This is a genomic window from Nonomuraea sp. MTCD27, assembly GCF_041950495.1.
In the GTDB taxonomy this organism is placed as follows: domain Bacteria; phylum Actinomycetota; class Actinomycetes; order Streptosporangiales; family Streptosporangiaceae; genus Nonomuraea.
Genome location: NZ_JBGNUW010000029.1, coordinates 22,678 through 37,279, shown reverse-complemented (window position 1 = coordinate 37,279; position 14,602 = coordinate 22,678). Strand labels below are relative to the sequence as shown.

At 70.5% G+C, this 14,602-nt stretch carries 14 protein-coding genes; 7 read left to right on the top strand and 7 right to left on the bottom strand.

Annotated features, from left to right (window positions below; genetic code table 11):
• Positions 1–112: 112 nt before the first annotated feature.
• The 4 genes from ACBJ59_RS53455 to ACBJ59_RS53440 all read right to left on the bottom strand — a co-directional run bounded on the left by ACBJ59_RS53455 (position 113) and on the right by ACBJ59_RS53440 (position 3,849).
• Entirely contained in the window at positions 113–1,297 is a 1,185-nt protein-coding gene (locus ACBJ59_RS53455) for a DUF2786 domain-containing protein (RefSeq protein WP_375117683.1), read from the bottom strand.
• 197 nt (positions 1,298–1,494) lie between these two features.
• Complete coding sequence (locus tag ACBJ59_RS53450; RefSeq protein WP_375117682.1) at positions 1,495–1,653, bottom strand: hypothetical protein; 159 nt, start codon at positions 1,651–1,653, stop codon at positions 1,495–1,497.
• A 58-nt stretch (positions 1,654–1,711) separates the two neighbouring features.
• On the bottom strand, positions 1,712–2,611 hold the full coding sequence (locus tag ACBJ59_RS53445) for an MBL fold metallo-hydrolase (protein ID WP_375117681.1): 900 nt from the start codon (positions 2,609–2,611) through the stop codon (positions 1,712–1,714).
• A 389-nt stretch (positions 2,612–3,000) separates the two neighbouring features.
• A complete protein-coding gene (locus tag ACBJ59_RS53440) occupies positions 3,001–3,849 on the bottom strand; it encodes a helix-turn-helix transcriptional regulator (protein WP_375117680.1) in 849 nt (282 codons plus the stop codon).
• A 111-nt stretch (positions 3,850–3,960) separates the two neighbouring features.
• On the opposite strand from ACBJ59_RS53440, the gene ACBJ59_RS53435 reads away from it, so the two are divergent.
• The 3 genes from ACBJ59_RS53435 (at position 3,961) to ACBJ59_RS53425 (ending at position 6,364) form a co-directional block, all read left to right on the top strand.
• Entirely contained in the window at positions 3,961–4,725 is a 765-nt protein-coding gene (locus ACBJ59_RS53435) for an SDR family oxidoreductase (RefSeq protein WP_375117679.1), read from the top strand.
• Positions 4,726–4,904: 179 nt separating this feature from the next.
• On the top strand, positions 4,905–5,783 hold the full coding sequence (locus tag ACBJ59_RS53430) for a bile acid:sodium symporter family protein (RefSeq protein WP_375117678.1): 879 nt from the start codon (positions 4,905–4,907) through the stop codon (positions 5,781–5,783).
• A 290-nt stretch (positions 5,784–6,073) separates the two neighbouring features.
• Positions 6,074–6,364, top strand: coding sequence for a DUF427 domain-containing protein (locus ACBJ59_RS53425; RefSeq protein WP_375117776.1), 291 nt, complete (start codon positions 6,074–6,076; stop codon positions 6,362–6,364).
• Between the two features lie 119 nt (positions 6,365–6,483).
• Here ACBJ59_RS53425 and ACBJ59_RS53420 read toward each other — a convergent pair whose 3' ends face one another.
• A complete protein-coding gene (locus ACBJ59_RS53420) occupies positions 6,484–7,044 on the bottom strand; it encodes a TetR family transcriptional regulator (RefSeq protein ID WP_375117677.1) in 561 nt (186 codons plus the stop codon).
• Positions 7,045–7,147: 103 nt separating this feature from the next.
• On the opposite strand from ACBJ59_RS53420, the gene ACBJ59_RS53415 reads away from it, so the two are divergent.
• Positions 7,148–8,062 carry an SDR family oxidoreductase gene (locus ACBJ59_RS53415; protein WP_375117676.1) on the top strand — a complete coding sequence of 305 codons (915 nt, stop codon included), beginning with the start codon at positions 7,148–7,150 and terminating at the stop codon, positions 8,060–8,062.
• Positions 8,063–8,238: 176 nt separating this feature from the next.
• On the opposite strand, the gene ACBJ59_RS53410 is transcribed toward ACBJ59_RS53415, so the two are convergent.
• Positions 8,239–8,688 (bottom strand): hypothetical protein, encoded by a 450-nt coding sequence (locus ACBJ59_RS53410; RefSeq protein ID WP_375117675.1) that lies wholly within the window; start codon positions 8,686–8,688, stop codon positions 8,239–8,241.
• 549 nt (positions 8,689–9,237) lie between these two features.
• On the opposite strand from ACBJ59_RS53410, the gene ACBJ59_RS53405 reads away from it, so the two are divergent.
• Positions 9,238–10,794 carry an OmpA family protein gene (locus tag ACBJ59_RS53405; RefSeq protein WP_375117674.1) on the top strand — a complete coding sequence of 519 codons (1,557 nt, stop codon included), beginning with the start codon at positions 9,238–9,240 and terminating at the stop codon, positions 10,792–10,794.
• A gap of 258 nt (positions 10,795–11,052) precedes the next feature.
• On the opposite strand, the gene ACBJ59_RS53400 is transcribed toward ACBJ59_RS53405, so the two are convergent.
• On the bottom strand, positions 11,053–11,403 hold the full coding sequence (locus ACBJ59_RS53400; RefSeq protein ID WP_375117673.1) for a DJ-1/PfpI family protein: 351 nt from the start codon (positions 11,401–11,403) through the stop codon (positions 11,053–11,055).
• Positions 11,404–11,709: 306 nt separating this feature from the next.
• Here ACBJ59_RS53400 and ACBJ59_RS53395 point away from each other — a divergent pair, with 306 nt between their 5' ends.
• Together ACBJ59_RS53395 and ACBJ59_RS53390 are read left to right on the top strand one after the other, a co-directional pair.
• Positions 11,710–12,846, top strand: a complete 1,137-nt coding sequence (locus ACBJ59_RS53395; protein WP_375117672.1) for a glycoside hydrolase family 95-like protein — start codon at positions 11,710–11,712, stop codon at positions 12,844–12,846.
• Complete coding sequence (locus tag ACBJ59_RS53390) at positions 12,843–14,588, top strand: hypothetical protein (protein WP_375117671.1); 1,746 nt, start codon at positions 12,843–12,845, stop codon at positions 14,586–14,588. The genes ACBJ59_RS53395 and ACBJ59_RS53390 overlap by 4 nt, the downstream gene beginning before the upstream one ends.
• The last annotated feature ends 14 nt before the right edge of the window (positions 14,589–14,602 follow it).

Here is a 14,602-nt window from a genome sequence, read left to right as displayed (position 1 = left end):
GCGAGAGCTTCTCAAGCTCAGCATTCAGCCTTGTCTCGTCGGATCCGTGTCGTCGTGTCCTTGGATGGCTACCGCCAGGGAAAAGACATCCCCAGAATCAGAGATACAGGCGCTATCGGTCTCGGGCCCCGAGGCTGGCCTGATCGGCGGCGGTACGGCCGGCCGCCCAGCCCTCCCGATCCCAGGACGTGCGGACCGCGTGCGACACCAGGTTCGGGAACATGCGCTCGACCGCCTGCTCTACCTCCTGTTCGCGGGCCGCCAGCACCGGCACCAGGTCGGTGCCCCGGCCGGCGCTCTCCTGCGCGACCACACCCGCCGTGGCCTCGGCGAGCCGCTCCCCGATCCTGGAGGCGAACGCCGACAGGAACGACTGGCGGAACGTCTTGTTCCTCGACCGGCCGGTGCCGTGCTTCTTGGTGCCCGAGTTCACCAGCGCGGTCTGCGCCTGCACCAGCAGCGAGGTGAACAGCACCTCCACCCAGGACAGGTCCGCCCAGAACCCCAGCACGGTGGCGAACCCCAGCTCTTTCGACCAGATCACCCGGCACCTGTTGGCCTCGGCGATGAGGTTGAGCAGCACGGCCTTGGACTGCTCGTACGGCGCGTCGATGCCGACCCGGATGCCCGCCGGGGCCTCACCTCCGCCTGGCTGCGCCTCCAGCATCGCCGCGTTGATGCTGTACTTCGCCATCAAGCTCTGTGCCGCCGACGTGAACGTCTCCGCCTCCGCCTCGTACGTCGTCGACTCCGCCTTGGCCAGCAGCGCCCGCACCCGCGCGAACGTCTTCTCGCTGACCGCGTGCGGACGTGCCTGGACCGTACGGCGAGCGGCCCCGGGCCGCGGGCTCAACGACTCCAGCCGCGGCAGCCCGGTCAGCAACCCCAGCAGTTCCAGCCCACCGGAGACGGTCACCAGTCGGCTGGCCCCGTCGCGTGCCTGCCGCGCCGCGAGGTAGCCGCCCGTCCACCACACCGTGGCCTCCAGGCCGGCGAGTTGGTCGCGCCAGCGCTCATCCACCGTGGCCGGCGGGTAGGCCCGCATCTCCCAGGCGATGAGGTCGGCCGCCGTCCGCCCGTGCCAGTCGGTCAGCCGCCTGGCCGCGATCCTGACCACGTCGGCGGGCTGCCAGCCGTTCCGCCACAATCCCGAGATCGCACGGGTCACGACCTCCACCAGGACGCGATCGGCGTCGTCCCGGTCGGCCAGGAAGGCGGCGGCGGAGTCGAAGGCTGCCTCATCCTCGCGGGCAAGGGCCTCCATCGCCGCGCCGATCAGCTCATTAGCCTTACTCACACGTGCCGTCCATCTTGAAGAAAGTCCGCCAGAACCCTACCGCGACGGAGCCTCGTCCCTGCTCACCGGCGCGGTGGAAGGCGGCCAGGTCGTGACCGTCCCCGGCTGACCCGCCTTCCAATGACGATCAGAGCCGAGCATAGGGGGTGTCCATGGCAGGCCACCCGTACGCGCCGGTGTACCGCTCGAAGACGTAGTCACGCGGCGTGGTGGTATTCGTTGGTCGTGCCTGTGGCGACGGGTTTTCGGCGGACGTCGGTGCCGGGGACTGGTGCGGCCGGTGCCCGTTGTGCTGGATGGCCGTGCTCGACGAAGACCAGCACGTACACCCGGTTGAGCGGCACGGTCTCGATCACCGGGAAGTCCGCATGCCCTCGCGGCCTGTCCCGCGCCGAACGGCTCGGACGGCCGCGATCACGCCGAGATGAACGGCTCCGTCAGATGCGGTGTCGCCAGGTGCAGCGTGGTGGCGGTTGCGCGGCCGAGCATGCGCTTCCTTGAGTGCCTGGCCGCCTCAGGGTCGATCTCGTGCGCGTAGGCGAGCTCGGGGTGGAGCAGTTGGAGCGCGTGCACGAGGAGGTCGCCGGTGACGAGCGCCAGCTCGCGCCCGTCGGCGACCAGCACGCTCTGGTGCCCGGGCGTGTGACCGGGCGTGGCGACCGTGCGCCCGGCGCGCAGCGGCGTGTCCCCGTCGAGAAGCCGGAGCCGGCCGGCCGCCGCGAGCGGGTCGGTGAGGGTCTCGCGGAGCTGCGGGTTGAGCGCGTCGAGGGCGTCGAACTCGGCCCGCTGGAGCAGGTATTCGGCGTTCGGGAAGTAGGGGCGGCGGTCGCTGGTCGCGCTGCCGGGCGCGGCGGAGCCGCCCGCCGCGCTGCTGGTCGAAGCGTTGCCGTCCGCCGCGCCGCCCGCTGATGGGACGGCCGCCTCGGTCACGACCGCCCATCCGACGTGATCGGTGTGCAGATGCGTGAGCACCACGGTGTCGACCTCCGCCGGGTCGATGCCCGCGGCGGCGAGTGACTCGGGGAGCGCACCGGGGACGGGGGCCCACGAGCCGGCCGGGCTGTCCGCCGGACCGATCCCGGCGTCGACGATGGTGAGGCCCTTGTCGCTGCGGATCGCGTACGCGCGGAACTGGAGCCGCCAGCGGCCCTCGGCGTCGACCGCGCCCGGGTCGTAGCGGTCGGCCTCGGCCCACTGAGCGGCCGTGGCCTCGGGGAAGGCCTCGGCGCGCGGGGAGAAGAACGGGCCCTCGCCATCGGCGAGGGCGATGATCTCGGTCGAGCCGATCCGGAGGCGGGGAACGCTGAGGGACATGGCGCGATCCTGCCATGCCCTGCCACGCCGGTGGTGGCTCGCCCCACCACCGGCTCCTGTACGTGCCGTGCTCGCGCGCCTCGGCCTGTGTGAGCACGACGATGAGGTGACGCACGCCGGCCCGCACCATGGCCGACGCCATCCTAAGCATCCGGCGTCAATGACGGTTCGCACGGCGAGATCGGGATCAACACCCGGCTGGCGGCTGGCGAGTGGCGGGCTCGAACGGCGTGTCCGTCGTGCTGGCCGGCGGCTCACCCGGCGGCTCACCCGGCAGCGGCAACTCCTCGGCGTGGTCCTCGTGTGGTCCGGGCTGCGCCCGCGCGGCGAGCACCGTACCGGGGCCGTTCCGGTGGGGGAGGAAGCGGGGAAGGGAACTGGCCGCGCCGTCAGGGGCTGTCGGTGGGGAACCGTTCGTGCCCCAGCACCGCGAGCAACTGCAGCTTCTCGTAGCCCTCGCTGCGAGGAGGAGCGGTGAGCACGAGCAGCGCCTGGGACTGATCCTCGGTGAACAGCACCTGACAGTCGAGCTCGATCGGGCCGAGCTCGGGATGGATGAGCGTCTTGTGGTCCTCGAAGCGCCTGGCGACCTCATGTCGTTCCCACAGCTCGGCGAACTCCGCGCTGGCCTTCCGCAGGGCCCGCACGAACTCTCCGGCCCGCGACTGCGGGCCCATGGTTCCGTACGCGGCACGCAGGTTCGCGACCAGGGCGCGGCTCTGCCGGTCACGGTCGTCGGCCGGGTAGCGCAGCCGCTCCGAAGGATCGGTGAACCACCGGTAGATCTCGCTTCGGGCGAGACCCGTGTAGCCCGACTTGTCGCCGAACAGGGCGTCGGCCATCCGGTTCTGCACGAGCGTCTCGCCCAGGCTGGACAGGATGAGCGCCGGGGTGTCGCTGAGGCGGTCGAGCACGCGCAGCAGCGCTGGAGCGACATGCGAGGCGGCGGACACGGACGCCGGGGCGTTCTGCCCCGCCATCTGGAACAGGTAGTCGCGCTCGTCAACCGTCAGCCGCAGTGCCCGGGCGATCGAGGCGAGCATCTGCGGGCTGGGTTGCGGGGCGCGCTGCTGTTCGAGCCGTGTGTAGTAGTCGGTCGACATCGCGGCGAGTCCCGCGACCTCCTCGCGCCTGAGGCCCGGGGCACGGCGGCGCGCTCCCGGGGGGAGCCCGAGGTCCTCCGGCCGCAGCGCCTCACGACGGCGGCGCAGGAAGTCGGCGAGTGCTGCACGGTCCATGTGTCCAGTATCTGCCCGTGCCCCGAGGAGCGACGACCGTGAGCCAGGGATCGTCGATCCCCCGATAACCGCTCTCTGCACCGGCGCCGGCCGGCGAGGAAACCTTGGAGCATGAACATCTCCGGAAACACCGTCTTCATCCCGGGCTCCACGAGCGGCATCGGCCTGGCCCTCGCGATCGCGCTGCAAGCCGAGGGGAACACCGTCATCGTCGGCGGCCGGCGCGCCGACCTGCTCGATCAGATCGCCGCCGAGCACCCGGGCATCGACACCGTACGGATCGACACCGCGGATGCCGCGAGCATCGAGTCCGCCGCCCAGGAGGTCCTGGCCAGGCACCCGGACCTCAACGTCCTCGTCACGATGGCCGGCATCATGCGCGTCGAGGACTGGCACAAGCCCGACGCCTTCCTGGCCTCGGCCGAGGCGGTCATCACGACCAACGTGCTCGGCCCGATCCGCCTCATCGCCGCGTTCATCCAGCATCTGCAGACGCGGCCCGACGCCACGATCCTCACCGTCTCCTCAGGTCTCGCGTTCGCACCCCTCAAGATCACGCCGAGCTACAACGCGTCGAAGGCCGCGATCCACATGCTCAGCGAGTCGATCAGGCTGCAACTCGCCGACACGAACGTGAAGATCGTCGAACTCGAGCCGCCGTCCGTCCGCACCTCGCTGCTGCCCGGCCAGGAGGACAGCGAGCACGCGATGCCGCTCGAGGAGTTCGTGGCCGAGGTCATGGCACTGCTCGAGTCGGCGCCCGACGCGAAGGAGATCCAGGTCGAACGCGTGAAGTTTCTCCGCTACGGCGAAGCGCGCGGCGACTACGAGCAGGTCGTGGAGATGCTCAACGCGTCCGACCCGCACGGGAAGTAGTCCGGGCTCCCCGGGTGGCGGCGGCGTGCCACCCGGGGGTGAGGATTCGTCGCTCCGCCCCTCTTCCCATCTGGCCGGCGATCCCACATGGTGGGGGTCTGCAGCCGACGTCGATCAACGGAAGGCGCCCGGGACCCGGGTCAACGAGCCCTTCCGGCACGGAGAGGACTCGCCCTTCCATGGCCCTTGCCAGCGTCTTCCTGCCCATCGCTCTGGCGATCATCATGCTGGGGCTCGGCCTGAGCCTGACGGTCGCCGACTTCCGCCGCGTGCTCGCCTACCCCAAAGCCACCGTCGTGGCGCTGACCTGCCAGATCCTCATCCTGCCCGCCGTCTGCCTCGGCCTCGTGCTCGCCTTCGGCTTACCGCCCGCCCTCGCCGTCGGCATGATGTTGCTGGCCGCCTCGCCGGGCGGCACGACCGCGAACCTCTACAGCCACCTGTTCGGCGGCGACGTCGCGCTCAACGTGACGCTCACCGCGATCAACTCGGTGCTGGCCGTCTTCACGCTGCCCCTGGTCACCAACCTGTCGCTGAGCTACTTCGGCAACGCGGGCACGCTCGGCCTCCAGTTCGACAAGACGCTGCAGGTGGTCGCGATCGTGCTGGTCCCCGTGGCGGTCGGCATGCTGGTACGCGCGTTCGCCCCGCGTTTCGCCGACCGCATGGGCACGCCCGTGAAGATCACCTCTGCCGTCGTCCTGGTCCTGGTCATCCTCGGCGCGCTCCTGCAGGAGCTGGACAACCTCAGCGGCTACATCAGCTCCGTCGGCCTGATCACGGCCCTGTTCAGCGTGGTCAGCCTGACCGTCGGCTACTGGGCTCCCCGCCTGGCCGGGGTGGGCCGTCGCCAGGCCATCGCCTCCTGCATGGAGATCGGCATCCACAACGCGACCCTCGCGATCGCGGTCGCGCTCAGCCCGGCGCTGCTGAACAACGCCCAGATGGCCGTCCCCGCGGCGACGTACGGCATCCTGATGTTCCTCACCGCGGCCGCCGCCGGATTCCTCGTGAGATCCCGCACGCCGGAAGCCGCGGCCGAGACGACCGCCGCCTAGTGTCCCGGTCTTGAGTCTCGTCGTCTGATGGAGGGATGGCGGGCAGACCACGACGTCCGCTCGTCAGTGGTCATCTCGGGTTCTTGGCCTCTTCTCGCAGTTGCATCCAAGGCCAAAGCGTGCCCGAGCGTGTTCGGCGAAGGCAGGCGAAGTCAGGCGATGGCGCGGTCCATGGCCGAGGCGTAGGCGCGGGGTGTCGGCTGGTGCGCTGGGTTCGTCTGTCGTGGAAGGGCGACGATCGGGCTGAGACCGGTGTGTCCGCAGGTCACTGCCGCTTCGTGTCAGAGATCATGGGTCTCGTGCGAGCAGTGTGGAACGATCAGACCATCGCCGAGAGCGAGGACACGGTTGTCGTCGAAGGCAACCACTACTTTCCCCGGGAGACGCTGCGCGATGACGTGCTGCGTGAGTCCGGCACCCACACCATGTGTCCGTGGAAGGGGCAAGCGTCCTACTACACGCTGGAGAGCGGCGGCGTGCGTAGTGAGGACGCGGTCTGGTACTACCCCGAGCCGAGGGAGGGGGCCGAGATGGTTCGCGGGCGGGTCGCTTTCTGGAAGGACGTCCAGGTCGTGGACTGAACAGGCACCTTGGCCTCCAGGGGGAGGACGATCCGAGAAACCCCAGCCCGCATCACCCACGAGCACGATACCGCCGCCCGCCGCCCGCCGCCGGGCACGCTGACCGCCACGCAAGTCTTCTACCGGCTGGTGAGCGCGCGGAGGTCGTCGAAAGCTTGGAGGAGATGCGCGTCCAGGCTCTTCGAGGGGTCGTCGATCCAGGCTCGGGCCGCCTGGTGGAAGGTGGCCCAGCCGGTCTGGGCGGCCAGGGCGGCCAGCCGGTCGGCGACGCCGCGCCGCCGCAGGGCCTCCGCCAGGGCGTCGGTGAGCAGCGCGGCCTTGGCCAGGTCGCGTTCGCGCAGCGCGGGTGTGGCGGCGATGACCTCCAGCCGTGGTTCTGAGAACGGGCGGTTGTCCTCCAGGATCCGCCCGGCTTGCCTGAAGGCCCGCAGCAGGATCTCGAACGGCCGCAATCCGTCGGGCGCTTCCGCCACCGCCCGCGTCAACGCGTCACGCAGGTCGGCTTCGCCGTCGAAGAGCACCTCGCGCTTGTCGGGGAAGTGCCGGAAGAACGTGCGCTCGTTGACCCCGGCGCGTGCGGCGATCTCGGCCGTGGTGGTCTGGTCGAACCCGCGTTCCCTGTACAGCTCCAGTGCCGCCTGCTGAAGGCGGCGCCGCGCTTCTGCTCCGCTCCGTGGCACACCCCGAGACTACCGCAGGTTGCGCCAGTGACTGACATTATGTGTAGAGTCAGTGACTGGCGCTAAGTAGTGCCAGTCACTGACACCAAGCGGAAGAGTCCTCATGCATGTCTTCGTCACCGGTGGTTCAGGCCAGACCGGCCCGGCGGTCGTCGCCGAGCTCATCGCGGCCGGTCACACCGTCACAGGTCTGGCGCGGTCGGAAGCCGCCGCCGCCCGGCTCTCGTCACTGGGGGCCACGCCGCACCCCGGCTCCCTGGACGACCTCGACATCCTCCGCAGAGGCGCCGAGGCCGCCGACGGGGTCCTGCACATGGCGTACGGCGGCGACTTCTCCGACCTCGACGACATGATGCGGCGCGACACGACCGCGATCGAGGCGCTCGGCCGGCCGCTGGAAGGCTCCGGTAAGCCGCTCGTCGTCACCTCGGGCACGCTGGTCCTGCCCGCGGGCCGGGTGAGCACCGAGCGGGACGAGCCCGACATGGCCGGGATCGCCGCCTTCCGTATCGCCAGTGAACGAGCCTGCCTGGACTTCGCCACCCGTGGAGTACGCGCGAACGTGGTACGCCTCGCCCCCACCGTCCACGGCCCCGAAGACCACGGTTTCATCCCCCAACTCATCGCCACCGCGCGCGAGACCGGCGTCTCGGCCTACGTCGGCGCCGGCGCCAACCGGTGGCCCGCGGTCCACAGGCTCGACGCCGCGGTCCTGTTCCGCCTGGCGCTGGAGCAGGCAGCGGCGGGCAGCGTGCTGCACGGAGCGGCCGAGAGCGGCGTCGCCTTCAGGAGCATCGCGGAGACGATCGCCCGGGTTCTCGATCTGCCGGCGGTCTCGCTGACTCCCGGCGAGGCCGCCACGCACTTCGTCAGCCCGTTCATGGCCCTCTCCCACGCTTTCGACGGGCCCGTCTCCAGCACCTACACGCGGGAGTCGCTCGGCTGGTCGCCGACCCACCCGACGCTGCTCGACGACCTGGAGCACGGCGACTACCTCGCCACCCCGGTCAGGCCATGAGCACCCGTGCCACGGGCGTTCGCGGGCCCGCGGCGCGGTGCCGTCGACGACGCGGGCCGTTCTGGTCGCGGCTTCGAGACAAGAACGCGGCAGGGACGGCGACATCAACCGTGGTACGTCCCAGTCCGGACTGGCGGTCCCGGCCGCGGTGAAGCGGCCGCGTCATGCTCGGATGATCACGGGCAGGTACTCGTGGACTGGGCCACCACGTGGGCGGCCGCGAAGTCCTCGACCTTGACGTACGCCATCGACTTACCTCTCCGGTCGTACCTGGTGTGGTTGTCGGGCTGGCCGGGCAGGGCGAATTTCACGTAGTAACACCAGCCCGCGTCTATCTGCACGACGTCCCAGTCCTCGTTGGACGGGGTGCGCCCGCCCCTCGGGGCGAGGCCGCGGGATGCCTGGTCGCTGCCGCAGGTCGGTCTGGTGGTCGTCAAGGTGCCCGTGGAGCCGCCGCTGAGGCACCAGTTCCTGATGGCCGTCGCGGGGTAGGCGCTGTCGTTGATCACCGCGCCGTTCAACAGCGCGGTTCCCGCGAACGCCGGCGGCGGCGCGACGGCCGTCAGCGTGACGATTCCGGCGACGACGGCCGTGGAGACCAGTGCGGCTCGCTTGATGATGGACACGATCGCTCCCTACCTCGGGTATCCGTGCGCCTGGTCAAGATGTCTTCTTGATCGGCGGTTTCGCAGGACCAAAAGCTAGTTCAGCCTGGTTTGTCCAGCGAGGGCGCGATGTGCTGAACAAACAACACGGGGCGCCGTGAATGCCAACGGGACTGCGATGCGGGACCAATCCAGCGGTTCGCGCACGAGTTGCGCGGTCTGCATGATTCCGCAAGCCGGCGGAACGGGGACTGGGGATGGGCGCGATGAGGGGCTGCCGGTCAGATCGCGGTGTCCCAGCGGTATCGCCGTCTCGCGGTGTACACGGAGCCGCCCGTATTCCGGCAGCCGTCACCATCGGGGCCTGGTGACCCCTGGGGGACGGCTGTTCTCGCGTCCGGTACCCCCACGACCCTGATGCGCGCCGTACGCTGCGGAGTTTGCCGTCGGCAGCGGAGCGTCTCGCTGCCCTCGGATCTTGGAACTCCCGATGGCGCCTTCGTACGACAAGCCGCATTGGTTTGTCCGAAAACATAACTTTCGGTCGGAAAGTACGACAGGATCGTGCGGGTGAGCCCCCGGAGCGTCGTCCCGTTCGTTGTCCTCCTCATGGTCGCCGCATGCACCGCGCAGGAGGCGGCGCCATCAGCCGCGCCGGCACCCTCGACCGCGCCGCCCTCGACCTCCGCGGCCGCCACCCCGAGCGCGTCCGGTCAGGACGCCCGGCCCGCGCTGGCGGAGACCCGAAGCACCAAGACCCCGGAGCTCACGGTCGCGGTCGTCGGTCTGAACCGGGTCAAGGGCAAACACCTGGTGGCCCAGCTCAGGCTCACCAACACGGGCACGGAGGCGAACCTGTCGTGGCCGGGCCAGATGGGCGACAACACGCGCCCGCTCGGGCAGATCCGCTGGGCATCCGGCATCGGCGTGCTCGACGCGCAGGCCCGTACCTGGATCCTGCCGTACAAGCCGGCCGACTTCCCGTGTCTGTGCAGCGACGAGGACCGCGACGGTCTGGGCATGTTCATCGACGGGGGACAGTCGATCACCGTGTACGCGGTCATGCCCGCCCCGTCGGGCAACCCCAGCACCGCCACCGTCGTCACCCCGGTGGGCCCGCCCATGCCTGACGTGCCGATCAGTGACGACCCGCCGGTCCCGGCGCCCGGCATGACCATCCCCGACCCGGACGCCGAGCCCGTCACCACCGTCACCCGCCGGCTCGTGACCCCGTCGGAATCGCTCGACAAAACGGAAGAGACGGCAGACACCGGCACGGATCTCCAGGTCAACCTGTCGTCGGACGTGCTGTTCGCCCTGAACAAGGCCATGCTCACCCCCAGAGCCAAGGCCGTGCTGGCCCGCACCGCCAAGCTGATCGACGCCTCGCTCGGCCCCTCCGTGCAGGTGGACGGGCACGCCGACTCCTCCGGCACCGACGCCATCAACAACCCGCTCTCCGCGCGCCGCGCCGCAGCCGTGCGCCAGGCGCTGTCAGCGCTCGTCACCAGGCAGGACGTACGGTTCCGAGCCAAGGGGTACGGCTCTCGCCAGCCGCTCTACAGCAACGACACCGACGAGGGCAGGCGGCGCAACCGGCGGGTCACGGTGACGTTCGCCAAGCCGCAGGCCGCCTCCGAGCAGCCGGCCACGTCCACCACGTCCACCACGTCCGCCGCCCCGGGCGCGACCGGGCTGACGGCCACCGGCAAGGCGGATGGCCAGCCGATCTCCATGGAGGTGACGGGGCTGCGGCGGCTGCCCGGCGGCCTCGGCCTGCTGACCTACCGGATCAAGAACGAGGGCGCCGCCGAGACCTGGTTCAACGAGCTGCACCATGCGCAGGACTGGATGTCGTTCAAGTATCAGGCGGCCACCAACGTGACGCTGACCGACGTGGCCGCCAGGCGTCAGTATCTGCCCGGCCGCCTCCAGGTGCCCGCCGAGGGCGGGAACGTGGACTCGTACTGCGCCTGCACGGACCTGTCCGGCGTGCGGCTGGGCACGGAGAAGTTCGGGCCCGGGGCGGAGAAGGTGTTCTGGAACCTGTTCGCGCTGCCCGAGGGTGTGGCGACGATGAAAGTGAAGATCGGGACCTTCCGTGACCTCCAGGTCCCCGTGCGGTAACACGCGCCCAGCCTGACAGGCCGGCGACGAGGGCCGCGGGGATCAGGGCGACCGCGAGCGCGACGGCCCACCACCGAGGAGCTGGGCCGTCAAGCAGCACGGTGATACCGAGGGGCACGAGCAACGCCCTGGCCGAGTCCCTCGAACAATAGACGCTGCGGGGCGGCGCACGGCTCGCATGGGAAGTCTGGACTCCCAGGTCAAGCGCCTGGCTGCTGGAGCGCGGCGGATCGGAAGGCGGGCGCGTACCGAATCTCCTCACAACGACACTTTCGCGCCCTCCAGCACGCGCATGAAGGCACGCGACCATTCAGGCAGGTCCGGCCAGCCACGACAGGAGACCATCGCGCCGTCCACCACGTCGGGGGCGTCCACGAAGGTCGCGCCGGCCATCTCCATGTCGGTCCTCAACGGCGGGAACGCCGCCGTGGTACGGCCGCGCAGCAGGCCCAGCGCGGCCGGCACCTGCGGGCCGTGGCAAATCGTGCCCACCGGCAGGCCGTGCTCGAAGAAGTAGTGCACGATACGGGCGACGTCGGGATCGGTGCGGATGTACTCCGGCGCGCGGCCGCCCGGGATCACCAGCGCCTGGTAGTCCTCGGGTTGCACGTCGGCGAACGCGGACGCGTGGTGGGGGCGGCCACGACCGCCTCGTGACCCCCTTCCCGGAGCCGGAAGACGGGGTACATGGAGTCCAGCTCTTCCGCCGCATCGCCGGTCAGAACCAGCACTCGGGCCATGACTCACTCCTGTTCTCCACGGTAATCCGCGTGGGACTGGAATGGCAGACCCCCGCCGCAGGCCTCGCTCGAGCCCGCGCCCGGCCCTCGGGTGCTCGACCTCGGCGTCGCAACCGGCAGGCTGACCGACCGTGTTGGGTGCGAGAACCCGATCGCCGTGTTGATCTGAAGGTCCGTGGCTCGAGCGCGAGGTGGGTTCGGGCGTCCTGCCCGTGGTGTGGTGGTCTTCGCTGTATGTGCCTGGGCGTTCTGGCCGATGGGCGGAGTGTGGCTGAGCTGGCTCCTCGCCGAGCGGCTGCGCTTCGGCGCGGATGAGCGCTTCGCGCGCGAGCGGGCGTGGCCGGTGTTGCGCGGGGCCGCCGAGTTCTGCCTCGACTGGCTGGTCAGGGACCCCGACGGGACCGTCGGTACGTCGCCCTCGACCTCGCCGGAGAACCACTACCTCACGCCGCAGGGGCACAGCGTCGCGGTCGGCCGCTCCTCGACGATGGACCTGACCCTGATCTCCGGGCTGTTCACGGCGCTGGCCGCCCTCGCGCGGCGCCTCCACCGCACGGACGACCCGGTCGTCGCGGCGGCCCGGGCCGTGCTGCCGCTGATCCCGGAGCCGGCCACCGGCCGTGACGGCCTCGTCCGCGAATGGATCGACGACGCGCCGCGGGCCGAACGCGGGCACCGGCACCTCAGCCACCTGATGTTCGCCTATCCCGGGGACACTCCGGCCGACCCCCGGCTCACCGCGGCCGTGGCCCGTTCCCTCGACGATCGGGGAGACGACTCCACCGGCTGGTCACTCGCCTGGAAGCTGGCGCTGTGGGCCAGGCTCAGGGAACCCGCGAGGGTGTCGCGGCTGCTCGGCCTGGTGCTTCGCCCGGCGCCCATGGAATCGGCGGGCGAGCGCGGCGGGCTGTACCCGAACCTCTTCGGGGCGCATCCGCCGTTCCAGATCGACGGCAACCTCGGCTACGTCGCGGCGGTGGCGGAGACTCTGGTTCAGAGCCACGACGGCAAGATCACCGTCCTGCCGGCCGTGCCGCCGGAATGGCGCAGCGGACGGGTGCGCGGAATCGTCGCCCGACCGGGGGTCGCGGTGGACGTGGCCTGGGACACCGAGGCCGGGCAGGTGCGGGCGACAGAGATCGCGCTGCGCGCTCGGCGGCCGGCCGGCCGTACCCAGGTCGTCGTGCGAGCCGGTGGACGCGAAGGCCGGATCGACCTCAGCGCGGGCGGGCGGGTCCTGGTGGATCCCGAGACGCTGGCGGCGTCCCCTCCTCTCGTCCCGGACGGCTCCACGGAGAGGGCCGGCCGGTGAGGACATCGCTTGACGTGGCCGACTTCGGCGCGGTCCCCGACGGGGGAGGCGACGCGGCGCCCTCGGTCGTGGCGGCCCTCCAGGCGGCCGCGGCCCACGCAGGTCCGGCGACGCTCCGGTTCCCCCCGGGCGAATACCACCTCTGGCCGGACGCCGCGCAACGACGTGAGCTGTACGTTTCCAATACCGTGGGCGACGACCCGCGCGTACGTGACAAGACGATCGCCCTGCTCGTCGAGGCGGCAGACGATCTCGTGATCTCCGGCGCGGGCGCCCGCCTGGTCCTGCACGGGCTCCAGACGACCTTCGCCGTGATCGACTCTCGCCGGGTACGGATCGAGGGGCTCGAGTTCGACTTCGCCGTCCCGACCGTGGTCGACGCCACGGTGGTGGACGCCGGGCTCGCGGCAGGACGGGCGTACCGGGTGATCAGCGTGCCCGAGGCCACGCTGTTCTCCGTCGACGGCCGTTCCGTACGCTGGCACGGGGAGCTCCTCGGCTCGGGAACGTACGCCTGGGAGGGTCACGACGCGCTGGAGTACTCACAGATCCACGACCCGGCCGCCGGGCGGACCCGCCGTGCCCCCAACCCCCTGTTCGACGGGGTCCACCAGATCGTGGCGGCGGGTCGGCGCGAGATCCGGATCGTGTACGACCACGACGAGGAACCGGCTGACCTCGGCCTCGTCTACCAGATGCGGCTGACGACGCGTGATCATCCAGGCGGGCTCGTGCTCGACAGCACCGGCGTGACGTTGTCCGGCGTACGGTTTCGGTTCCTGCACGGCTTCGGCGTCGTGGCCCAGGCGAGCCGTGACATCTCCATCGAGAGATGCGAGTTCAGGTCACCACCCGGCACCGGGCGGCACAGCGCGGGTTTCGCCGACTTCGTGCAGTTCTCCGGCTGCTCCGGCCGTGCGGTCGTGCGTGACTGCCTCTTCGACGGGCCACACGACGACCCGGTCAACGTGCACGGCACCTATCTGCGCGTAGCCGGTCAGCCCACCCCGCGCACGGTGGAACTGGAGTACGCACACCGGGAGACGGCGGGCATGCCCCAGTTCTCAGTCGGCGACGAGGTCGAGATCGTCGACCGCGAGACGCTGCGGCCGATCGCCCTGGCGACGGTGGAGCGGGTGCGTCAGCCCAGCGGCCGGGACCACGGCGGTCCTCTCAGGACCATCACGCTGACGGTCGGCTCCACGCTTCCCGGAGAGCTGGCGGGACGAGCCGCGGTGGAGAACGTGACCAGGACCCCGACCGTGCACATCGTCCGCAACGTCTTTCGCAACGTGCCCACGCGTGGAGTGCTCGTGACCACCCGCCGCCCGGTGCTCATCGAGGAGAACCGGTTCGAACGCACCGGAATGGCGGCTGTCTACGTTTCGGGCGACGCCACCGACTGGTGGGAGTCGGGGCCGGTTCGGGACCTCACCGTGCGGGGCAACGAGTTCGTCGAACCAGGCGGTCCAGCGGTGTTCGTGGATCCCCGGACCGCGACGTCCGACCCCGCCCACCCCGTCCACCGCGGCGTCGTCGTCGAGGGGAACCGCTTCATGCTGGACGGCGTGCCCGCGCTCGACGCCAAGGGCACCGGGGGCATTCGGTTCAGGGACAACACACTCGCCCGCCTCGGCACACCCACCTGGGACATCGTCCTAAGCTCGTGCCCGGATGCGGACATCGGACATGCCGTGAGCGAGCCGCCACTTCGGGTGCTGCGGAGCGCGCCTCCACGCTGACTCCTTGACACCTC

Excerpts from the sequence above, each read along its gene's own strand:
- ACBJ59_RS53445 (WP_375117681.1), bottom strand. The coding sequence starts at position 2,611 with ATGTCCCTCAGCGTTCCCCGCCTCCGGATCGGCTCGACCGAGATCATC.
- ACBJ59_RS53440 (WP_375117680.1), bottom strand. The coding sequence starts at position 3,849 with ATGGACCGTGCAGCACTCGCCGACTTCCTGCGCCGCCGTCGTGAGGCG.
- ACBJ59_RS53435 (WP_375117679.1), top strand. The coding sequence starts at position 3,961 with ATGAACATCTCCGGAAACACCGTCTTCATCCCGGGCTCCACGAGCGGC.
- ACBJ59_RS53430 (WP_375117678.1), top strand. The coding sequence starts at position 4,905 with ATGGCCCTTGCCAGCGTCTTCCTGCCCATCGCTCTGGCGATCATCATG.
- ACBJ59_RS53425 (WP_375117776.1), top strand. The coding sequence starts at position 6,074 with ATGGGTCTCGTGCGAGCAGTGTGGAACGATCAGACCATCGCCGAGAGC.
- ACBJ59_RS53415 (WP_375117676.1), top strand. The coding sequence starts at position 7,148 with ATGCATGTCTTCGTCACCGGTGGTTCAGGCCAGACCGGCCCGGCGGTC.